Annotated in this window: 21 protein-coding genes, 1 tRNA gene and 1 pseudogene; 12 read left to right on the forward strand and 11 right to left on the reverse strand. The window is 53.2% G+C overall.

All coding sequences use genetic code 11. From position 1 onward, the window contains the following. Window positions 1-11: 11 nt before the first annotated feature. Both ACZ1HJ_RS05270 and ACZ1HJ_RS05275 read right to left on the reverse strand, forming a co-directional pair. A complete protein-coding gene (locus ACZ1HJ_RS05270) occupies window positions 12-575 on the reverse strand; it encodes an HD domain-containing protein (RefSeq protein ID WP_472722158.1) in 564 nt (187 codons plus the stop codon). A gap of 67 nt (window positions 576-642) precedes the next feature. Beyond that, window positions 643-1,734 (reverse strand): FkbM family methyltransferase, encoded by a 1,092-nt coding sequence (locus ACZ1HJ_RS05275; protein WP_472721277.1) that lies wholly within the window; start codon window positions 1,732-1,734, stop codon window positions 643-645. Between the two features lie 78 nt (window positions 1,735-1,812). Here ACZ1HJ_RS05275 and ACZ1HJ_RS05280 point away from each other — a divergent pair, with 78 nt between their 5' ends. From ACZ1HJ_RS05280 to ACZ1HJ_RS05295, 4 genes are all read left to right on the forward strand, one after another. Then, on the forward strand, window positions 1,813-2,127 hold the full coding sequence (locus ACZ1HJ_RS05280) for a hypothetical protein (RefSeq protein WP_472721278.1): 315 nt from the start codon (window positions 1,813-1,815) through the stop codon (window positions 2,125-2,127). 239 nt (window positions 2,128-2,366) lie between these two features. Further along, window positions 2,367-3,758 carry an adenosylhomocysteinase gene (gene ahcY / locus ACZ1HJ_RS05285; protein ID WP_472721279.1) on the forward strand — a complete coding sequence of 464 codons (1,392 nt, stop codon included), beginning with the start codon at window positions 2,367-2,369 and terminating at the stop codon, window positions 3,756-3,758. 5 nt (window positions 3,759-3,763) lie between these two features. Beyond that, window positions 3,764-4,495: an extensin-like domain-containing protein gene (locus ACZ1HJ_RS05290; RefSeq protein ID WP_472721280.1), complete on the forward strand. Its 732-nt coding sequence runs from the start codon at window positions 3,764-3,766 to the stop codon at window positions 4,493-4,495. Window positions 4,496-4,627: 132 nt separating this feature from the next. After that, window positions 4,628-4,969, forward strand: coding sequence for a DUF2853 family protein (locus tag ACZ1HJ_RS05295; RefSeq protein WP_472721281.1), 342 nt, complete (start codon window positions 4,628-4,630; stop codon window positions 4,967-4,969). 248 nt (window positions 4,970-5,217) lie between these two features. On the opposite strand, the gene ACZ1HJ_RS05300 is transcribed toward ACZ1HJ_RS05295, so the two are convergent. From ACZ1HJ_RS05300 to tsaD, 5 genes are read right to left on the reverse strand one after another with little or no spacing between them, the layout of a single operon-like run. Continuing rightward, entirely contained in the window at window positions 5,218-5,613 is a 396-nt protein-coding gene (locus ACZ1HJ_RS05300; protein WP_472721282.1) for a DUF1761 domain-containing protein, read from the reverse strand. Window positions 5,614-5,663: 50 nt separating this feature from the next. Continuing rightward, a complete protein-coding gene (locus ACZ1HJ_RS05305) occupies window positions 5,664-6,083 on the reverse strand; it encodes an EVE domain-containing protein (protein WP_472721283.1) in 420 nt (139 codons plus the stop codon). Between the two features lie 3 nt (window positions 6,084-6,086). After that, a complete protein-coding gene (locus ACZ1HJ_RS05310) occupies window positions 6,087-6,356 on the reverse strand; it encodes a YciI family protein (RefSeq protein ID WP_472721284.1) in 270 nt (89 codons plus the stop codon). Continuing rightward, the gene (locus ACZ1HJ_RS05315; protein ID WP_472721285.1) at window positions 6,356-7,315 is read right to left on the reverse strand and encodes an NAD(P)H-dependent glycerol-3-phosphate dehydrogenase; all 960 of its coding nucleotides are present in this window, start codon (window positions 7,313-7,315) and stop codon (window positions 6,356-6,358) included. The genes ACZ1HJ_RS05310 and ACZ1HJ_RS05315 overlap by 1 nt, the downstream gene beginning before the upstream one ends. Beyond that, a complete protein-coding gene (tsaD, locus tag ACZ1HJ_RS05320) occupies window positions 7,312-8,409 on the reverse strand; it encodes a tRNA (adenosine(37)-N6)-threonylcarbamoyltransferase complex transferase subunit TsaD (protein WP_472721286.1) in 1,098 nt (365 codons plus the stop codon). The genes ACZ1HJ_RS05315 and tsaD overlap by 4 nt, the downstream gene beginning before the upstream one ends. A 72-nt stretch (window positions 8,410-8,481) precedes the next feature. Between tsaD and ACZ1HJ_RS05325 the strand changes: the two genes are divergently transcribed. The 6 genes and pseudogenes from ACZ1HJ_RS05325 to ACZ1HJ_RS05350 all read left to right on the forward strand — a co-directional run bounded on the left by ACZ1HJ_RS05325 (window position 8,482) and on the right by ACZ1HJ_RS05350 (window position 16,135). Continuing rightward, complete coding sequence (locus tag ACZ1HJ_RS05325; RefSeq protein ID WP_472721287.1) at window positions 8,482-9,198, forward strand: uroporphyrinogen-III synthase; 717 nt, start codon at window positions 8,482-8,484, stop codon at window positions 9,196-9,198. 64 nt (window positions 9,199-9,262) lie between these two features. Then, window positions 9,263-10,561 (forward strand): COG4223 family protein, encoded by a 1,299-nt coding sequence (locus ACZ1HJ_RS05330; RefSeq protein WP_472721288.1) that lies wholly within the window; start codon window positions 9,263-9,265, stop codon window positions 10,559-10,561. 19 nt (window positions 10,562-10,580) lie between these two features. Then, window positions 10,581-12,087, forward strand: a pseudogene (locus ACZ1HJ_RS05335) (heme biosynthesis HemY N-terminal domain-containing protein). Between the two features lie 311 nt (window positions 12,088-12,398). Continuing rightward, window positions 12,399-13,448 (forward strand): hypothetical protein, encoded by a 1,050-nt coding sequence (locus ACZ1HJ_RS05340; protein WP_472721289.1) that lies wholly within the window; start codon window positions 12,399-12,401, stop codon window positions 13,446-13,448. 100 nt (window positions 13,449-13,548) lie between these two features. After that, the gene (locus ACZ1HJ_RS05345) at window positions 13,549-14,469 is read left to right on the forward strand and encodes a lysylphosphatidylglycerol synthase transmembrane domain-containing protein (RefSeq protein ID WP_472721290.1); all 921 of its coding nucleotides are present in this window, start codon (window positions 13,549-13,551) and stop codon (window positions 14,467-14,469) included. After that, window positions 14,462-16,135 carry a hypothetical protein gene (locus ACZ1HJ_RS05350; protein ID WP_472721291.1) on the forward strand — a complete coding sequence of 558 codons (1,674 nt, stop codon included), beginning with the start codon at window positions 14,462-14,464 and terminating at the stop codon, window positions 16,133-16,135. Before ACZ1HJ_RS05345 ends, ACZ1HJ_RS05350 begins: the two co-directional genes overlap by 8 nt. Here ACZ1HJ_RS05350 and ACZ1HJ_RS05355 read toward each other — a convergent pair. Both ACZ1HJ_RS05355 and ACZ1HJ_RS05360 read right to left on the reverse strand, forming a co-directional pair. Then, window positions 16,041-17,060, reverse strand: coding sequence for a glycosyltransferase family 2 protein (locus ACZ1HJ_RS05355; protein ID WP_472721292.1), 1,020 nt, complete (start codon window positions 17,058-17,060; stop codon window positions 16,041-16,043). The genes ACZ1HJ_RS05350 and ACZ1HJ_RS05355 overlap by 95 nt on opposite strands. After that, window positions 17,057-17,941, reverse strand: coding sequence for a class I SAM-dependent methyltransferase (locus tag ACZ1HJ_RS05360; protein ID WP_472721293.1), 885 nt, complete (start codon window positions 17,939-17,941; stop codon window positions 17,057-17,059). The genes ACZ1HJ_RS05355 and ACZ1HJ_RS05360 overlap by 4 nt, the downstream gene beginning before the upstream one ends. Window positions 17,942-18,461: 520 nt before the next feature. Here ACZ1HJ_RS05360 and ACZ1HJ_RS05365 point away from each other — a divergent pair. Then, complete coding sequence (locus ACZ1HJ_RS05365) at window positions 18,462-19,268, forward strand: alpha/beta hydrolase (protein ID WP_472721294.1); 807 nt, start codon at window positions 18,462-18,464, stop codon at window positions 19,266-19,268. 38 nt (window positions 19,269-19,306) lie between these two features. Here the strand turns inward: ACZ1HJ_RS05365 and ACZ1HJ_RS05370 are convergent. Next, a tRNA-Leu gene (locus ACZ1HJ_RS05370) sits at window positions 19,307-19,392 on the reverse strand. A gap of 143 nt (window positions 19,393-19,535) precedes the next feature. Here ACZ1HJ_RS05370 and ACZ1HJ_RS05375 point away from each other — a divergent pair. Then, on the forward strand, window positions 19,536-20,516 hold the full coding sequence (locus tag ACZ1HJ_RS05375; protein ID WP_472721295.1) for a complex I NDUFA9 subunit family protein: 981 nt from the start codon (window positions 19,536-19,538) through the stop codon (window positions 20,514-20,516). On the opposite strand, the gene ACZ1HJ_RS05380 is transcribed toward ACZ1HJ_RS05375, so the two are convergent. Next, window positions 20,517-21,320: an undecaprenyl-diphosphate phosphatase gene (locus ACZ1HJ_RS05380; RefSeq protein ID WP_472721296.1), complete on the reverse strand. Its 804-nt coding sequence runs from the start codon at window positions 21,318-21,320 to the stop codon at window positions 20,517-20,519. It abuts the gene before it with no gap. Window positions 21,321-21,532 lie beyond the last annotated feature (212 nt).

Raw genomic sequence — 21,532 nt, forward strand, 5'->3', positions numbered from 1 at the left:
CAAGATAGAGACTACATGAGGTTGATCAGTTCAGCGTGGCGCGCGAGATAGTCGTTGCGAGCCTGAATCGGGGGCTGCAAACGCAGTGAAAAGTCCTGGATCAATGCGGCATCTGGTTTTCCGAAAAACCGGTTGGCTTCATCTTCATCAAAACCCGCGATCTGTGTCGCTTCCATCCAGGCACTGATTTTGTCGGCCTTCTTTATTTGCTTCTTTACGGTCGCGGGTATCGCGGCTGGCAGGCCAAACCGGATGTGAATGGCTGCCGTCAATCGCTGATCCAGTTGCTCATATCCTGGCCCAACGGCACTTTTCACGGGCGATATCATATCCCCGATGACGTATTCAGGCGCATCGTGCAGCAAAGCCGCCAATTGCCATTTCGCGGGAGCCTTTGGATTGAGGCGCGTGAAAAGCGCCTCCACCAGCAAGGAGTGTTCCGCGACAGAATAGGCAAAATCACCAAGCGTTTGACCGTTCCATCGCGCCACAAACGAAAGACCATGGGCGATGTCTTCGATTTCTATATCCATCGGTGTTGGGTCCAGCAGATCTAATCTGCGACCGGATAACATTTTTTGCCAAGCGCGGGGTGTGGGCACAACAACTCCTACTGTCAGAGGTTCACTCGTAACGTTTGCCTCACGATTTTGCAAAACCTTCAAGAATAGCTTTCAAAAGAGGTGAAGATGCATGCCCCGCGACGAAATTATATCCTTTAAACGGGTCCGTCTTCAGCGCACGAATTTGCGCAACGGAAGACAGTAAATCTGCCGTATTTGAGGTGAAATAGATACTGATATCGGGATTTTCCAACAAATGTGCGCTGGGCAGGCAATCCGGATCGTTTCCGTGATCTTCGTAGATAAAAACTGATCCCTCAGCCAGCACACGCTGGGCACCCTCAAAGGCTGCGATTTCCGCCCCTTCGACATCCAGTTTGATCAAAGCTGGTCGGCCTCGAGGCACGAGATCGTCTATGCTGATCGTTTCAACGGCTTCATCCGCCCCCTCCTCTGCATCCGCGATACGGGCTGAAGCATGGCTGTTATGAACGTTGAGAAAGTGCAGAATTTGGCCGGAAGCCTTGTGAATTGCGCGTTTGAATCGCGTTACATTTGGCAAGCCAGCGGTATTTTCTTCGAGTATTTCAAATGTCTCTGCGGATGCCTCTACAGCGTAAATGTCACGAAACAGATGGGCGGTACGAACAGACCAGTACCCTTTGTTTGCGCCAAGATCACAAAACAGGTCGGTATGGCCGGCCGCAGCATTGATTGTGCGCTCGACTTCCTCCTCGTAATCATGATGGTAAAGCGCAAATCGCGTCCAATATCCGTCATTGAGGTATATTTTAAACGGTGGTTCGTCATTTTGGCTGAGGAAAACGGCGTTTTGTGAGCCAAAGATACGGCCCAACCCGCGTGCAAAGCGCCCGTAGAGACCCCGCGTGAAAGCCAGCCGAAAAAGAGCCATCAGAAGATAGTAGTGAAACCGAGACATGAGGCTCGAAAATCTGATCGTGTGGGGATGCGACATGATTTCTCCAGGGCCGACGAAATTGCCTTTGTGCCTACCTTGCGATTTGCGGCGGTGCAAATGGGCCTCACAACATTTTGTGCATAGGTACGCTCGAGTCGTTCGCCACAATTTTGCCACATTTCGGTCGCACTCTTGCCGCACGATCTGCTGCCAGTTTGGATCGAAGCCAATAAAACAAAGAGTTTTGGCCAAACTTGAAGCCATAAAAGGGGGGACGTGCGATCCTCTCTTTGCGCTGTCCCCCGTTTAAGAAACGAAAAGGAGCTTGCAATGTACAAGCATCTGTTGGGGTCGGGTTTGAGCATTGGACTGGTGTTGGCATCACAGTCGGCACATGCCGCGAATTGTGCAAATCGCGATCAAATCGTCGAGAGGTTGAAAACCAAATACTCCGAAAGCTTTACTGGTGGCGGATTACAGGCCTCACAAACAGAAAGATCGGTTGTTGAGGTTTGGTCCTCCGAAGAAACTGGAACGTTCACAGTCATTCTGACGACGCCCGAAGGCCTCGCCTGCATCGTAGCAACCGGAACGGACTGGTACGAAGGCCATCTGTTGGATGAGCCCGAGGGCACGGAAAGCTGACAGATTTTTTCGTGTTTGGTTAAAATTAACCACGCCCAGTTTTTGGGCGCTTTTGATGTGTCAGCTGCATGTCGCTTCACCGCGCGCCACATCTCAACACCAAAAGCTAAATCACCATATCGCACGCTTTGACCGGCATTCTTGCGTCACGATGTCGTTGCTGGGCAATCCCGCATTGCCGAATAGGTGGTCGAGTGCTATCTGCCCCTCCAACCGTTATATTTGAAGGAGCCATCAGTATGGCGAAAGACTATGTGGTCAAAGATATCAGCCTTGCCGCGTTTGGCCGCAAGGAGCTGGACATAGCCGAGACAGAAATGCCGGGCCTGATGGCTTTGCGTGAGGAGTACGGCGATAGCAAGCCGCTCAAGGGTGCCCGCATTGTGGGCAGCTTGCACATGACAATTCAGACGGCCGTGTTGATCGAAACGCTGGTGGCTTTGGGCGCTGACGTCCGTTGGGCGTCCTGCAATATCTTTTCGACCCAAGATCATGCGGCAGCCGCGATTGCGGATGGCGGAACACCCGTTTTTGCGGTGAAAGGACAGACCCTGACCGAGCACTGGGACTACCTTGACCGGTCCTTTATGTTCCCGGAAGGCGCAAATCTGATCCTGGACGATGGCGGCGACGCAACACTTTATGTGCTGTTGGGCGCACGTGTCGAAGCTGGAGAAACCGGTTTGATCGAGGTGCCGACGTCTGAAGAAGAAGAGGCTATTTTCGCACAGATCAAAAAGCGGATGGCGGAATCTCCAGGCTGGTTCACCAAGACACGTGACGCGATCAAAGGTGTCTCCGAAGAAACCACAACCGGCGTCCATCGCCTCTATGATCTGCATAAGAAAGGCCAACTGCCCTTCCCCGCGATCAACGTGAACGACAGCGTCACGAAGTCCAAATTCGACAACAAATACGGGTGCAAGGAATCTCTGGTTGATGGGATCCGTCGGGCCACCGACACCATGATGGCCGGCAAAGTTGCCGTGGTCATGGGGTATGGGGACGTTGGCAAAGGCTCTGCTGCCTCACTCAGCGGTGCTGGCGCCCGTGTCAAAGTCACCGAAGTTGACCCGATTTGCGCGCTGCAAGCCGCGATGGATGGTTTCGAAGTTGTTCGTTTGGAAGACGTGGTTGGTGATGCTGACATCTTTATCACCACAACAGGCAACAAAGATGTAATCCGCATCGAGCACATGCGCGAGATGAAGGATATGGCGATCGTTGGCAACATTGGGCACTTTGACAATGAAATTCAGGTGGCCAGTCTCAAGAACCACAAATGGACAAACATCAAAGAACAGGTCGATATGATCGAAATGCCAAGTGGCAATCGGTTGATCTTGCTGTCTGAAGGTCGTTTGCTGAACCTTGGTAACGCGACAGGGCATCCGTCATTTGTCATGTCCGCCAGTTTCACCAACCAGGTATTGGCGCAGATCGAGCTGTGGATACGTGGCGACGAGTACGAAAACCAAGTTTACATCCTGCCGAAGCATTTGGATGAAAAGGTTGCGCGTCTGCATCTTGAACGTATCGGTGTCAAACTGACCGAGCTTAGTGGCGACCAGGCGTCTTACATTGGCGTCAAGCCCGAAGGGCCGTTCAAACCGGAACACTACCGCTATTAAGCGGCGTGCGATTTGACTGGAAAGAATTCCGCCCGGCCTTGCGTCGGGCGTTTTTCCGTGCAGCTCTCATTGTTCTATTGATCACGGGCTATGTGACCCTAATCCACCCCAAATCGCCCTTGCCCGACGAATGGCAGCCGCTGACACCGCTAAATGTCAACGCTCCAATTTCCGGGCTTACGCAATGGAAATTGCGAAACACATTGTCAAATGATGCATCCTGTTTGGCAGCCTTAGAAGAGGCATCGTTCGACGCCCTTGAGCCTCTGGTTGCGTCAGAACAATGTCATATCTCTCCACGTATCTCACTCAAACGTGTCGGTGGCGCCAGATTGAGCCCTGTTGAAACACGGTGCCAAACCGCCTTGCGCCTTTTGATGTGGGAAAAGCATGGGCTACAGGCGGCTGCAATTCGGCATTTGGGTCAACCAGTATCGGAAATAAAGCACTTTTCCAGCTACAATTGCCGTGCAATTCGCACGCTGCGTGGATCCACCGGCCGGATGAGCAGCCATGCCACGGCAGATGCCATAGATGTTTCCGGATTTCGCACCAACGACGGCGAACTCATTGACCTGAAATCACATTGGTCTGGTGATGATGATAAAGCGCGGTTTCTGAAGGATGCTTTCGCCGCTGCATGCATCTGGTTTCGGGTTTCCTTGGGGCCTGACTACAACGCGCTGCACGCCGACCACTTTCATTTACAAGGCAGTGGTTGGGGTTTGTGCCGATGATGGCCGAAGGGGAGAAAGAGCCAAGTTTTCCCTTTGAGCAGATACCAACAGTCGTTATCGTGACGTCAGCGCCAACTTGGGGGCTGAAACAGTAATTTGGGCCGGTTTTATCGGACAAGAGGGAGACTATTCATGGGAAAACGAGACGATTTGATTGCGCAATACGCGGATGATCTGCGCAACAAGTGCGGCATGCAGCCGGATATGGATCTGCTGACCAAGGTAACAATTGGCTGTGGACCTGCCATCTACAATGCAGACGCATCAACCGTTGCAGCGGGCCAAGCGTCCGAACTGGAAACCGTCAAGGACAATTTCCTGATCAAGAAGCTGGGCCTGGCAGATGGCCCGCAGCTGATGGAAGCAATCAACAACGTGATCGAAACCTATGGTCGTTCCGAGCGCAACAAATACCGCGCGGTTGTCTATTACATGCTGACCAAGCATTTTGGCAAAGAGTCGGTTTACGGCTAAAACCTCTCTTAATCAAAGATTTTGAGACGCTCGCCCAACTGGCGGGCGTTTCTCTTTTGGGCCGTTGGTGGAGATTTGAGTTTAATTCTAAGGACTTGGTGTTTGTGAATTACGTCTGATTCCGCTAGCTTACCAATAACAGGCCAGTACGGCCGAGACCTATTCGAAATACGCGTGTGGTGTGTAGGGAGCACGTGGGGTAACGGAGGGTGTCGGCTATTGCCTGCGCCCTCCGTTTGTTTTTTGGATCAGAACAACGTCAGAATGGCGCCCATGATCGCACTACCAAACGTTACATACCCAGCATCTATCAAAACAAGCTTAAATGGCCTGCCGCCAAATGCGTAACATGTTGCCAACCAAGGGCTGGCCATGAAAAGCCCGATGCCCAGTCCGGAAACAAAGCCTTTGTTGATTGTATCGATGCCGCTCAAGGCAAAGGTGTGGCGCATCATACCAGCGACAACCAAAGCCATTACAAAGGCAATCAGATACGGTTTGGGATCAGCGTTGTTGATCGGTTTGCCATCTTCGCCGGCTTCGACACCTGCCGCCGCCATCCAAGGTTTGGACAACGTCATATACCAGATCGCGCCGAACCCGTAAGACGCCATCGCAGCGACCAGAACGTTCAAAAGTTCCATTTTCCTACCCCTCAGTTAAAGCTCGTTTCAAAGAAGCTACGCCTAACAGACTACAGCTGCAGCCCGGCCAATTCACATACGATTTTCCATTCATCGGGCGTGACCGGCTGGACCGAAAGCCGTGAATTCTTGACCAAGACCATATCCGCAAGTCTTGGGTCGTCTTTGATCATTGCCAGCGTCACGGGCGTTTTGACGGGACTTACAGCTTTGATATCAACGCATTCCCATCGTTCGTCGTCCGTTGTGCTATCGGGGTGAGCAAGGGCTGACACCTCGACTATACCGACAACGGCCTTCTCCGTCTGACTATGATAAAAGAACCCCAGATCACCGATTTTCATCTGCCGCATGAAATTTCTGGCCTGATAGTTGCGCACCCCATCCCATTCTTCGCCGACATCGCCCTTTTGTACCTGCTGGTCCCAGCTCCAGGTCGAGGGTTCGGATTTGAACAGCCAGTATTGCATTAATCAGATCACCTTGTTCCACGGGATCAATTCAACCTGCGCAAACAGACCTGCATGCGCATAGGGGTCATTTGCAGCCCATGCCTGCGCCGCTTCCATATCGGGCACATCTAGAACCACCAGCGAGCCGCACATATTGCCTGCGTCATCCAGCAACGGTCCAGCCTGCGATACAACACCCGTTTCTTTGAGATAAGCGACATGGGCGTCGCGCGTATCGATACGTGTCTGCAATGCGCCCGGCTTGTCGCGGGCTATCAGGGCTATCAGCATTATTCTTCCTTTAGTGGTCTTGATAACAGCATATCCATGGCTTGTCGGACGTGCAATTTCCCATCGATCAACGCAACAACAACTGAAGTGATGGGCATGTCGAGTTTCATTTTCTTTGCCTGTTCGATGACCGCGCATGCGGTTGATGCGCCCTCAACGGTAATTTGACTGTCAAATTCTTTATTTTGACCCAAACTCTGCCCAAAATGATAGTTTCGTGACTGATCTGACGTACAAGTCAGGGTCAAATCCCCAAATCCCGACAACCCAGCCAAGGTTTCGGGCTCAGCGCCCAGTTCAGCCGCCATGCGCGCCATTTCCGCATAGCCGCGCGTCATCAGCGCCGCGCGTGCACTTTCCCCTAAGCCCGCACCGATCGCGGCACCGCAGGCAATGGCAACCACGTTTTTGAGCGCACCACCCAATTCTGCGCCGATCGTATCTGTGGTTCGATATATGCGCAGGTTTGAGGTGGTGAGTGCCTCTTGTAGCCCGAGTGAGGCATCTGCATCCGCGCAGGCAAGCGTTAAGGCTGTTGGCAATCCGCGGGCAATGTCGTTGGCAAAGCTTGGACCTGTCAGCATAGCCGGCGTTGCAGAGGGAACGGTTTGCGAGATGATCTGTGTGGGCCCCAATCCAGTACCGTGCTCAACGCCTTTGCAACAGGCAACAAGCTGGCAATTGGTCAGTTTCGATCCGTGTTCGTCCAAAAGGCCGCGCAATTTCTGCGTTGGAACGGCCAACAGACAAATGCTGCCAGCATCCAATGAAGACAGTGTCGAAATGGGTCTTAATGATTGCGGTAAGTTGATGCCCGGCAAGCGGCCGGTGTTTTCTCGGTTTTGCGCCATTGAAGACGCGATCTCCGGGTTGCGGGCCCAAAGATCAACATGCCCGTTACCCGCCAATGTGACGGCCATCGCGGTGCCAAAAGCTCCGGACCCCAGAACAGTTATCATGCCTTTGCCCCCTTTTTCCCGCTGCCGAGCATGGATGGGCTGGTTTGATCAAGCGGCCATCGGGGCCGCGCTGCAAGCTGCATTGTATCGCTGTGCCCTTTTAGGAAAAGCTCAGCCCCTGCATAGGCAATCATGGCCGCATTGTCGGTGCAAAGGGACAATGGTGGCGCCACAAATAATGTACCGTGTGCCGCACAAAGCGTGTCTAATCCCGCCCGAATTGAAGTATTTGCCGCCACACCTCCGGCGACGGCAAAGGTGGGCGCATCGCCTGACAATGGCAAATAAACCTGCAGTGCGCGCCGCACTTTTTCGACCAGCACGTCAGCAACGGCACGCTGAAAACCCGCACATACATCAGCCCGATCCGCGCGGCTCAATCCACCCTTCTTGGCGATAATTTGATCTCGCGTTCGCAAAACCGCGGTCTTCAGTCCGGAAAAGGACATGTCGCAACCCGGGCGGTCCAATAGCGGGCGGGGGAATTTGAAGTGGTGAAGATCGCCTGTTTTGGCTTCCTGTTCGACCAGAGGTCCACCCGGAGCACCCAGCCCCAGCAGGCGCGCGATTTTATCAAAAGCTTCGCCCGGAGCGTCATCTATCGTGCCACCTAAACGTTTGAAGTCATCACAGCCATTCACGATGAGAATTTGGCAATGGCCCCCTGAAACGAGCAACATCAAATAGGGGTAGGTGACAGCATCGGTCAGGCGTGGCGTCAAAGCATGTCCCGCCAGGTGGTTCACCCCAATCAACGGAAGGCCCGTGCCCGCCGCGATACCCTTAGCACACATGACGCCAGACATCACGCCACCGATCAAACCGGGCCCGGCAGTCACCGCGACGGCGTCAAGATCTGAAAGGCCACAATTCGACTGTTTCAGAGCCTCTTTCACGCAAATATCCAGTTTTTCGGCATGGGCGCGTGCGGCTATTTCCGGGACGACACCGCCAAAATCGGCATGCAAGTTATCCTGACCATGCACGATTGACGATAGAATTTGCGCAGGGCCATCGGGTTCCAACCGAACGACGGCTGCGGCTGTGTCGTCACAGCTGCTTTCCAGTCCCAAAAGTGTCAACGCTTTTGCCATGTGGCCACCCGTTGCGTGTTGCCTCTTTGGCAGGTATCACCACAGCCGCGTGCAAACAACACCGGAGCATTGATGCCGCCCACCATCTTGATCACGCGACCTGAAATGGCGGCCCTGACGTTTGCCGATCAGTTGCGCGCGATGTTTGGATGTGAAGTGCCCATACTATTGTCGCCGCTTATTCGGATAGAAAATTCTGGCGCATTGCCAGATATGGATCCGATCGATGTTCTGATTTTTACGTCAAGGAATGGCGTCGATGCGTTTTCCGAGATGTCAAATCGACGGGACATTCTTAGTTATTGCGTGGGACCTGCGACAACACAGAGCGCCCGTGCCGCGGGATTTGAGGCAATCTCTTGTGATGGGACGGCGGCGGATATTATCGCGCGACTAAAGGCAGACCAAATTTCCGGTCCCTGCCTTCATGTCCGGGGCGAGCATGCCATTGGCGATATCGCGGAACGCCTGACACAAGAAGGTATCTCAACCGAAGAGGCAATTTTGTATCGGCAAGTGGCCGTTCCGCTGACGCCGGATGCTCAAACCTTGTTACAGGGTGAAGAAGCGGTGGTTCTTCCCCTTTTCTCGCCGCGCACTACCAGATTAGCGTTTGCGATGGAGTGCATAGCGGCGCCATTGAAGGTAATTGCGATGAGCGAGGCGGTAGCGGCGCAAGTTCCAAATAGATTTTCGGGTGAGATGATAATCGCCGAAAGCCCCAATGCAGATGCAATGTTGGCGGCGATTGACAAGGTAATCAGGGCGGGGAAGCCGCTTGAGGGATAAAATCTGGCGCAGTAAGGTCTTCTGGGACGCATAAGTGTGTGAGATTCGAAAAGGGTGGCGGACGTTGGCGAGAAAAAAGAAATCTGCAAAAGCGGCTGACAACGAATCTGAGCTGACATCGCCGGACGCGAACGTTGAAAATGTTAAGGCGGACAACACAACTGACATTGAAGGGAATGCTGAGCCGTCATCTGACAGTTATGTCTTGGACGCGGAAATTCTAGCAGAAGACGCGGCTGTAGAAGAGGTTCAGGGCGAGTCGGATCAGGTCGATGACGTGCCCGAAGAAATGACCGAGATGTCTGACAGTGAATCAGAAGCCACTGATGACAGCGCTGATGAGGTGTCAGACCTCGATGCACCAGAGACGTCAGAGACAGTTGAAGCCCAACCGGCTCCAATGCCTGAGCCACCGCAAGATCCGCCAAACGTATTTATCCCAATGCTATTGGGCGGATTGGCGGCAGGTGCCATCGGGTATGGTGCGGCAACCTATTGGCAACCCGCCACGCCAGGGAATGAAACAGCTTTGACGGAAATTCAAAGCGCTTTGGACGCACAATCAGGGTCCTTGTCTGAATTGGGTGACCGCCTTGGCGCGCTGGAGACCCAAGAAACGCCAGCACCCACCAGCGACTTGAGTGGTGTCGAGGAGGGGCTTGCAACCAACGTTGCAGCCATAGCGGCTCTTGCGGATCGCCTTGCAGAGTTCGAAACGCGTTTGGATGGGTTTGAACAACCTTCAGCGAACGCCGGTGATGGCGCCTCCAGTGCTGCTCTCGAACAATACGAAAAAGAGTTGAAGGAGCTGCAATCCACCGTCGATGCCATGGCGGATAATGCTGCATTGATGGAACAAAACGCCCAGTCCGCAGCACAGGCCACGCTTCAACGCGCCGCTCTAACGCGCGTTCAAACGGCGCTGGATACCGGCACTGGATACCAATCTGCTCTGGCAGATTTGGAGGGGCTGGGTGTTGATGTCCCAGAGCCTTTGAAGGCCGCGGCAGACACGGGCGTTGCATCGCCTGATGCGCTGCAAGACAGTTTTCCGGATGCCGCACGCGCCGCTTTGGAGCTGTCACGCGATGCGGGGACAAACGCTGGTGAGGGCGGCTTTGCATCGTTCTTGAAAAGCCAGCTCGGTGCCCGTTCTTTAGAGCCGCGTGAAGGGGATGACCCCGACGCCGTTCTGTCGCGCGCAGAGGCAGCAGCGCGTGAAGGTCGATTTAATGACGCATTGGCTGAAATTGAAGGGCTGCCCGAAGAAGGGCGTGCCGCATTGTCTGAATGGTCTGCTGAGGTGACCAAAAGACTTGAAGCCGTTTCTGCCGCTCAGGCGCTGAGCGACAGTTTGAACTGATACCGAAAGGGCAAGCGTAATGCTGTGGTCAATTATTAAGATTGTTGTTTTCATCGCCCTTGTTGCGGCCGCTGCCATGGGGGCGGTTTATCTGCTCGAACTTGACGGTGGTGTGCGCATTGTCATGGCGGGGCAAGAATTCAACCTTACACCTTTGACTGCTGTCGTTGCATTGCTGGTCCTTGTGATCGCGATCTGGATATTCCTGAAACTGGCCTCACTGTTGATTGCGGTTCTCAAGTTTATAAACGGTGATGAAACAGCGATCTCGCGTTATTTCGACCGAAATCGCCAGCAGAAAGGATATCAGGCCCTGTCGGAAGGCATGATGGCACTTGCATCTGGCGAGGGCGATTTGGCCATGGCGAAGGCCGGTCGTGCGGAAAAATATCTCAGCAAACCCGAGCTTACAGAATCTGATCACAGCACAAGCTGCTGAAATGTCGGGGAACCGGCGCAAAGCCGAGGAAGTCTACAAACGCCTTCTTCAGAACGAGAAAACGCGTTTTGTTGGCGTGCGCGGAATCCTCAAGCAAAAGCTCGCAGACGGCGATACCGAAACTGCCCTCAAGCTTGCGGAGACCGCATTTGCTCTGAAACCAAAGCATTCGGAAATTCAGGATACGTTGCTGAAACTACAGGCCCAGAACGAAGACTGGTCCGGTGCGCGCGAAACGTTGAATGCCAAGCTCAAGCACGGCTCTTTGCCGCGCGATGTGCACAAGCGCCGAGATGCAGTTTTGGCGCTATCTGAGGCGCGTGATATTCTGGATGATGGCAAAGACATCGAGGCGCGCGAGGCCGCGATAGAGGCCAATCGGCTATCACCTGATCTGGTTCCCGCGGCCGTACTTGCGGCGCGGAGCTACATCGCGAACGGGTCGAAACGCTATGCGGCGCGTGTGGTGAAAAAGGCGTGGGCGGTACGGCCCCACCCAGATCTTGCCGCCGCATTTGCAGAGATCGAACCCGAAGAAACCCCGGCGGCCCGTATCAAGCGATTTGCCAAGTTGATGAAAGTGCATCCCGAAGATCGTGAAACCAAATTGCTGGCAGCAGAGCTTCACATTGCCGCTGAAGATTTCCCGGAAGCACGGCGTTCCCTCGGTGATTTGGCTGAAGTTGACCCGGATGCCCGTGCGCTTACAATCATGGCCGCAGTAGAACGTGGTGAAGGCGCGTCGGACACTGTCGTCAAAGGTTGGTTGACGCGGGCATTGTCCGCGCCGCGTGGTCCGCAATGGGTCTGCGACAATTGCCACCACATCCATGCCGAATGGGTACCTGCCTGCGATAACTGCCAGTCCTTTGACACGTTGAGCTGGACAGCGCCGCCCGCGAGCACGGTCAGCAGCCCGACAGGCGTTGAAATGCTGCCCTTGATTGTGGGAGCCATCGAAGATCAGTCGGACATGGCTGAGGAAGAAGCTGCGGTTGAAGTTGAAATGGATCCCGTTGAGGATGTTCAGGACGCGGAAATCGTAGAAGATTCCGAGCCGGAAACCGCCGAAAAAGCAGCCAGCTAAACCCCGCCATCGTGTCGGCATTTTTAAACACTAAATCGCCGATTTAGACGCGTTTTCTGCGCCAATACTCCGTTGTCTGAAGCCGGCGGAGTACTTCTGGATGTTCGGTTGCCTGCAAAATCCTCAATTTCAATGATCAATAGATGTACTGCAGCTGGCTTTGGGTTGCGAAATCTGTCGCGAACAGCTCCGGGTTTTGAACCCGACGAGAATATCACAAATGCCGTTTAAATGCCCGAAACTTGCCATTTTGCTTGGATACGAAAACGAAACCTTTGCTAGGCTAAAAATAAAAAAACAGGATTGAAGCAGTGACCGATACGGCAACACCATCAAAATCTTTCGCGGATCTTCCGTGGATCAGAAACGCCCGTTTTGATATGGGATTCATCTTTGGCCTCCTGGCACTTTCGTGTGTCACAGGATTGGTCATTTTGTTCGAACCCACGCTTTTCTATCCGATCCTCGTGATCGATTTGTGGTTTCTTGGCTATCACCATGTGATTTCCACTTTCACACGAATTTGCTTCGACAAAGATAGCTTTCGTGAACACAAGTTCCTGATGGTTGGCTTGCTGCCAATTGTAATTGTGGCAACCCTCGGTGTGGTCTGGATCGCCGGTCTTTGGGTAATTGTGACTATCTATTTCTATTGGCAATGGTACCATTACACCCGTCAGAGCTGGGGCATTTCACGTGCCTACCGCGGCAAAGACCGCGAAGCGAGTTACGAAGACGGCTGGTTGGATCAGGCTATCTTTTATGCAATCCCCGTTTTCGGGATCCTGAGCCGCTCCGCAGAACAGCATCCGACATTCATTGGCATGGAATTGTGGTCAATACCCGTTCCGCAACCGGTTTCCGATTTGTCTGGTTACATCGCCATTGGTCTTCTGGCGTATTGGGTTCTTGCCCGGTTGAAGGCGGCAGCCGATGGGCAATTGGCCGTTGTGCACACCATGTATATGATGACGCATTTTGCCATCTTCTATCTTGCCTATATCGCAACGGCGGACATTACGCTTGGCTGGCTCATGATTAACATCTGGCACAACGCGCAATACATTCTCTTCGTCTGGATGTATAACAACAAACGCTTCAGCGGCGGTGTTGATCCTGATGCGAAGTTTTTGTCGTACATTTCGCAATCCGGTCGCATGTGGCTTTACATGCTCAGCTGTGTCGCGATCACGGGTGTCGTTTATTGGGGCGTTTTGCGCGCAATCGACTGGCTGTTCTTTGCAGGCTTGTCAGCAACCATTGTTCTCTATCAAATCGTCAACTTCCATCACTACATGGTCGACAGCAAGATCTGGAAACTGCGCAAACCCAAAATTCAGCAGACGCTAGATATCGACTGATCCGGTTGTTCTCAACATGCGTACGCAGGTTATGTCGCGGGACGTAAACAGCAAAGGAGCGCGGCAGTCACGACTGCCGTTTCTCCATTTTGGACAATCAATGCCAAAGCATTCCGGAACAGAAAATGCGACTGGTGGTGTTTCGCTCGTGTTGCGATTGGCCGTGTTGGCGGGTTTGATCGCTGCAGTCCTTTTACTGGTCGACACTAAAGCCGTTTTAGAAAGCTTGAAAACAGTCTCGTGGCGCGTCTTCGGTGCCATGACGGCCCTGCATATCGTGATCATATTACTGGTGTCCTGCCGGTTTGCCGTCATCGCGCGCGTGTCGGGTGCCAATCTCAAAATCGCGGATGCCACCAAACTCACATTTGCCTCCACGCTTGCGAATATGCTTCTACCGACATCTCTTGCCGGCGACGCCGGGCGGGTTTTCCTGGTGCGCAGGTTCGGGCTAACCCTAAAGTCAGCGATGCGCGCAGGTGTCTTTGACCGGATCATCGGATTGGCATCACTGGGGATGATTGTGCTTGCAGGCGCTCTTGTAGAGCCCACGATTACTCCGATTTGGATCGTCGGCTGTGTTTGCGCAGCCGCCCTTGCTGCAATTCTGCTTATGTTTTGGCGCAGGGTTCCGTCCAATAAGCCATCGGACGACACCGCGTCTTTTCAGGTCGAAACACGCGGCATGCTCGCGAAGACTGTCGTATTGTCTCTGGCAGCACACCTGGTTTCCATCATCATCGCATATTCGTTTCTGAGCAGCCAACCTGTGGTTATCAGTGTCGCACAACTTCTCGTGTTGTTTCCGGCTGTGCTTTTGGCGGCGTCCATCCCGATTTCAGTTGGTGGATGGGGCACACGGGAACTTGCCGCGGCCGGCGCCTTTGCAATGATTGGTGTCGATACGTCCGTCGCCATCGCTTTGGCATTTTTATTCGGCGTCACTCAAGTTGCCGCAGCAGGGCTGGGCAGCGCATTTTTTGCAGTGTTCAGCATAAATTCCGAACCCAAGAATGACTGAACCACAACGGCACATAGCGTCCTTCAGCGTTACAATGCTTTGTATTTCAGCGCTTCTGTTGCATTTCCACGATCAATTTTGGTGGCCAGTCGATGAAGGCGTATATGCCTATGTTGCACAGCGGGCGAACGCAGGGGATGTCATCCATCGCGACGTCATTGATTTGCATGGTGGATACGGCAACATTCTCAACGCTTTGGCATTCAAGGCTTTTGGCGAAGACCTGTTGAGCCTCAGATATCCGTTGGTTATGCTGGCTCTTCTTCAATGCCTTATTGCCTATGTTTTGTTGATGAAAAGCGGACGAGTTGTGGCATCTGCTGGTGCATTCACAGTGGCTGCCTTTTCTTTCGTTCAATTCCCAAACCCGAGCGCCAATTGGCACGCCTTAGCCGCGTTTTTCTGCCTCTGCCTTTGTCTTGAAAAATTACCAAAGGGATCGCCGACACGCTTTATTCTGGCGGGTTTTTTAGTAGGTCTTTGTTTCTTCACGCGCCAGCTCAGCGGCGTTTTCCTGGCGTTGGGCCTGGTTTGCGTATTGCTCAACGAAGTATCACGCGAAACGCCGGAAAGTCGTGGCCCCGCGATCCTTGTTGGTGGCATTTCGTTTGCAGGGCTACTCGTCTACTTGACTTCGAAACAGCATATGTTCGGTCTGATCTGGGGCGGGATCTGGCCATTGATACTGATGTTGGTTGCCACTCTGCACGCCAGACTTTCATGGCGTGACGCTGGAAAAATGACCGTATGGGTTTTGGGCGGTTTCCTTCTGGCGGGAATGCCGCTCGCATTGCTCGCATTGTCGATGGGCGCATTTTCCTATTGGACGTCAGACATTCTTTTCTCTGCCCTGATGATCAATGGTCAGGATTTCATTGCGCAGGCCAGTTTTTTGACAGTGATACAATTGGCACTCCAGAATATCGTCACCGCGGCGGGATTCGTCCCAATGCTTTCTGGTGTGGCATGGCTGTTTCTGGTTCTTTGCGTGCCACTATTCAGCGCGTATTGCTGTTTCGCCCTTATCCGCAGAAAGCACGTGCCGCCCACGGCCATTTTGGCGGTTTTCTGGGCCATTGGTGCACTACATTACCAGATCCCCATTTACCTGCTCTTTGTGATACCAGCGATATTGTTTGCAATGCTGCACATGTCCCCGAAGTCCACAATCAGTGTAGGCCTGGTTGCCCTGTCGGCTTGGGCGTTGGTTTTTCAGGCGGCCCAGCCCCTCGAAAGAGGGTTGAATGGCACCATTGCAGGTCACCGAAGCCCGCCCAATGTCGCCGCCAATCTTCCACGGGTCAGCCTGAGGCTGCAGGCCAGTGACATCGAAATCTACCGTCAGATCACAACGGCGATCGAAGCACGCGCGCGACCTGACGAGCCATTGATGACGCTGCCCATGGATCCGGAACTCAATTTCATGACGGGTCGCGCAAGCCCCGTGCGATATTACGGCACGCCTTTGGGGTTACGGCAGGAAAGTGATGTCGCCGAAACGCTTTCAGCGCTAGATGCTGCAGCACCGCTCTTTGTAGTGCATCGACGTCAGGACAAATACTTGTCCGCGCTCAGCGCGACACTTCTCGCACAAGTTCAGGCCCGGTCGAACGCGCCTGTCTCGATTGGTCCATTTGATCTCTACCGCTATCAGAAAGCGCAGTAGCCGCGCGCGTTTGCTGTTGAACAATAAATTCAGGCCGCCTTTTGACCTCTTCGTAAATCTTGGCGATGTAGATGCCGATGATCCCCAGACCGATCATCAGGATGGATCCGATAAGGATCAAAAGCAAAATGACGGTCGAAAACCCGGGAACGGCGCTGCCGGTCATCCAGAGCCAGAATGTACGCGCACTCAAACCAACGGCCACAACCGCGAAACACGTGCCCAGCATCGTCATCAGATGCATCGGAGTTGTGCTGAACGACACGATGGAATCCAACGCCAACCGGATCAGTTTGGTTGATGACCATTTGCCATCCCCGGCAAGACGCGGTGCCACATCAAATAAGAGCGTATGCTGTTCAAATCCGAGCCAGCCAACCAGGCCACGATAAAACCGCTCTCGTTCTGGCAAGGCATTCAGGCAATCAACAACCTCGCGGTCCAGTAGCTTGAAATCGGATGCATTGCCAACATCTATGCCGGCCAACCGGTGGAACAGACCGAAATAGCGCCGGGTCATCCACGCCTTTACAGGCCCTTCGTTTTCCCGCGTGCGTTTGACAGTGTTTATGACCTTCGCCCCGGATTGCCAAAGTGCGAACATCTCCGGGATCAGTTCTGGTGGGTGCTGCAGATCTGCATCAATTGTCACAACGGCCGAGCCTGTTGCCGCTTTCAAACCAGCGGCAATCGCAGCTTCCTTGCCGAAATTTCGGGACAGCCGCACACCATTGATGCTCGGATGCGATGCCGCGATATCCCGGATAACGTGCCACGTTGCATCTGCCGAACCATCGTCGACGATAATGTACTCAACATGTCCTAAAGTGTCAGCATGACTGCGAATTGCAGCGACCGCATCTGCCAGTCCATCAGCTTCGTGATAGGCTGGAATGACAACAGACAGTAGCGGTGTGGACTTCATCCTTCACTCCGATGTTTGGCTCGATAACTGATCGTGGTTGCGGGCAATGTAACGCTCATCTTGTCAGTCCAGCGCGGGCCGCGAATACCAAATTTCGACAGGACCAGCGACAGCGGAAAGACATGAGGGTAAGGCACACGCTCCGCAACGTCCATCCCGGCACGTTTGAAAAGATCGGGAAGCGTTTTTGCGTCGAAAAACGAAACATGCTCTGGATATTTGAAAGACGGCCAGCGACGACCCATGATGTGGCGGAAAATGCTGCCCATATGCGGAGCTGCGAGAATGATACTACCGCCCGGCTTCAGCCGTTTTGCCAAGCTTTCTACAAAGGCGACCGGCTCGTAAATATGTTCGATGACATGTGTGGCCACGATGCAATCAAATGCAGGCCGATCTTCCAGCTCTTCGATGCTAAGATAAATGTCTGCGCCGGTCAGGGAACGCGCCTCTTCCGCAGTACTTGGCGAAAGCTCCACGCCAACGCGCTCGTCAAATCGGTCGCGGGCTTCATCCAACAGATAACCTGGCCCACACCCAACTTCCAGCAAGGCACCACCTGATGCGCCTTGCTTTTCAATCGTGTCCAAAAGTTTCCGGAACGTCGCACGCAGACTGCGCTCCTGAACGGAATAATCTTCGTAGCCGGACACGCCATCGCCGCCGGCAAAATAATCATCGCTTTCATAAAACCTGTTGGCCTCTTCCGCCGACAAGCGGGGGCTCAGGAAGGACAACGTGCAGGATTTGCAACGTTTAACCTTGAACGGAAGTTGCGCGTAGGGCGTGTTTTCAGCGTCTGCGCTGCCGCACATTGGGCAAGCGGTATCTTCCACTTGCCAATTTGTCTCAAAGTTCGAATGTGCCGTCATGTCGTTCATACGTATCGCCTCATGCCCGTAACTCTTTCACAAGTTTTCTGACGGGATATTGAAATCGTAATAGCCGATTTTCCCCATCTTTCCTACTTACAGGCATAAAGAGCTATCGTGTCAAATTCGGGGCCGATATCGGTCAAAGGTCGGACCCAAGGCCTTTTCTGAACAATCCACCGGCAAAAAAGTAGTCTACAAGATGCTTCTGACTGATTTGCTAACACGAACGCCATTGAAAATCCCGTCGGCGCACTTGGTAACGGTCTCTAATCAGAGCATAGATGCCGGCCGGAGTATGGCATGTCACACCGTCGGGCTGGCTTAAATCTGATTGAAAACGCGGTGATATCGGTATTTGGTAGCGTCGCAGTTTGAAATTTCCGGCGAGCGTCTCTGATATGCAGCATGACATTGGATGGATAGTTGGCCCGGTTGATGCAGGTGCACCAGTGCCGAACAAGCGTGGCTCGTCAATATGCACCAGCCCGAAAACTGAAAATGCGACACTATCAAAAGGCAAATCAGATTGACGGTTGAGTATGCAAAAACGGAGTTTGACTTTTACACGCACTACGATGCGGTTCCCTATGCCGACACTCAACAAAATGGGAAAGACGTAACGCTCCATTGTTCGCTGTATCTGCCAAGGACAATTGACCATCCTCCACCTCTTTTTGTCTGGTTCCACGGCGGCGCATTTAAGTTTGGAAACCACCGGCAGAAAATGTCACAGAGATTGGGTCGCAGACTTTCCAAGCAAGGCATTGCCGTTGCATCTGTTCAGTATCGTTTGTGGGGTACGGTTGATGATCTTTCAGAGTCGGTATCGCGTTGCGTTGAAGACTACCAATCGCATCAAAGTAACCTTATCCGGCCAGGATTGTGTGAATTCAGGTCGCTTGTGGCGCTTGAAGATGGGGTGCGGTTTTTGTCTTGGGCGTCCGAGGAAGCGCGCAACTTTGGCTGGTCAGAAAAGCTTGTATTGGGAGGTACGTCAGCCGGTGGCATTACAGCCTACAACATTGCCTTTGGCGCACCACATGTTGGTCTGAAAACGCCAGAAATTAGTGGTGTTTTTGCAAGTTCAGGTGGGTTCAATTATCCGAATTTTGTTACCTCGAGCGCCAATTTTCGCTCACTGGCGTTGCATAATCCACTAGACAAACGCGTGTCGGTCAAAGGGGTACTAATGCTAAAGCGTGCTTTGGGCGAACAAATGGAATTGCTTGAAGATGAAGCGCATATTCATGGCCATTGCGAACTTTCACCAGAGGAGCATAAATCTGCGACCTACAAGCGCATCGCCGAGTTTGTCAGGCGGGCAGCGAGTTAGTTCGATCCCGAAGGCTAAATTAGATTTTTTAGGGGAATTGGTGCCCAGGAGAGGACTCGAACCTCCACGTCCATACGGACACTAGCACCTGAAGCTAGCGCGTCTACCATTCCGCCACCTGGGCAGGTGTCGTGAAGCAGGCGTTTAGACCTGCGTTCGGACGGAGTCAACGTTGATTTTGCTGAAAGCACGTTCACCATATCAACTTGTCCAATGCGCCATGGGGCGATAGGAAGAAGTGTCTAATTCTCTGCTCGGAGACATGTCATGTCCAAGCTTGTTACCATTTACGGCGGATCGGGATTTGTCGGGCGATACATTGCGCGGCGTATGGCCAAAGCGGGATGGCGTGTGCGGGTTGCTGTTCGACGCCCTAATGAGGCGATGCATGTCAAACCGTACGGTGTTGTTGGTCAGGTCGAGCCGGTCTTGTGCAACATCCGTGACGACGTGAGCGTTCGCGCCGTCATGCAGGGCGCCGACGCCGTTGTGAATTGCGTTGGCACGTTTGACCGCAAGGGTCGCAACAATTTTGACGCCGTGCAGCATGAGGGTGCTGAACGTGTTGCCCGTCTGGCCGCTGCGGAGGGCGTCAGGCATCTGGTGCATATTTCCGCGATTGGTGCGGATGCTACCTCCAATATCCTTTATGCGCGCAGTAAAGGGCAAGGCGAGGAAGGCATTTTGAAACACTTTCCGTCCGCAACCATTCTTCGACCGTCGGTGATTTTCGGACCGGAAGATGGGTTTTTCAACAGATTTGCATCCATGTCTCGCTTGGGTCCAATTCTGCCGGTTGTTGGCGCGGATACAAAATTCCAAACCGTTTATGTTGATGACGTTGCAAAAGCGGCGGAATTGGGCATCACGGGTGCCTCGAAGCCGGGGATTTATGAGCTCGGCGGCCCGGACGTGAATACGTTCCGTGAGCTCATGCAGCAAATGCTGGGCGTTATCCGTCGCCGGCGTTTGATATTGAACATTCCGTTTTGGGCTGCGTCGATCATGGCGGCTGCTATGGAGTTGGTTCAAACTCTGTCTCTGGGTTTGATCTCTCCGCAAATTACGCGTGATCAGGTCAAAAGTCTGCGTGTGGACAATGTGGTCTCCGAGGGCGCTATGGGATTTGTTGAACTGGGCATCGACCCTGTTGCAACCGAAGCTGTTCTACCGGACTACTTGTGGCGTTTCCGTCCTGCCGGCCAATATGAAGCGATCAAGGAATCCGCTGATAACCTGCGTGCCTGATCAGCTATAAGCGATTCCCAAAAGAACCAAGCCCATAGCAACGCGGTACAACACGTAAGGTGTGAAACTGACGCTTTTCAATAGTCGCATCATGAGCACCAAAGCCAAAAGCGCGGCCACAAAAGACAGAACCGCCGCTATGCCGCAGTCGCGCAGGAGATCCATATCCGCGTCGAGCGCGACTTTGCCACCCAGATAGACGCCGCTGGCAATAATGGTTGGAATGGACATCAACATGGCCAGCTTGGCCGCGTCATGTCGATCGTATCCCAAGAAGCGCGCGCCGGTGATTGTAATGCCTGATCGCGATGTGCCTGGGATAAGAGCAATCGCCTGCCAAACACCCATTGTCATAGCGTCCGAAATCGTCCAGTCCCCAGATTTCTTTTTTGTTTCGCCGCTCTGATCCGACCAATAGAGCAAAATGCCGAAAATCAGCATCGCCCATCCGATGGTTTTTATCGTGCGCAGATCTTCATAGAGACCGGTCAGTTTAAGCAACAGGCCAAACGCGATCACAGGCACGGATGCAACCAGCAACAACAGGGCCAGCCGCGCGCCTTCGGTATCCGTACGCCCCACTGCCAGACGCGGCAGACCGCTCAGGGCCAAGCGTACATCAGACCAGAAATAGAGGATAACCGCAAAAAGCGTTCCAACGTGAACAGCGACATCAACCGCCAAACCTTGGTCCTCGTGTCCCATCATATGCGGAAGGAGAATCAAATGTCCCGAAGAAGAGACCGGTAGAAATTCCGTAATGCCCTGCACAACGGCGACCATGAACAAATGAAAAAAGGTCATTCCGGGCGTCCTGTGTTTGCCTCGACCACAGCTATAAACCATCGGGATACTGAGGGAAGATCGTATTTAGGTCCGAAGTGGAATTAAATATAGGGCGAAAACCCGCCGCACTTTCGTGGGCGTACTGATTTAATTGATAATAGGTCATCTTTTATGACTTTATTTCGACGGGCAGTTCCTCTAGACATGCCAAGCACCCAAGAGAATCTGGA

It is taken from the genome of Roseovarius sp. JB2-10 (assembly GCF_055693585.1).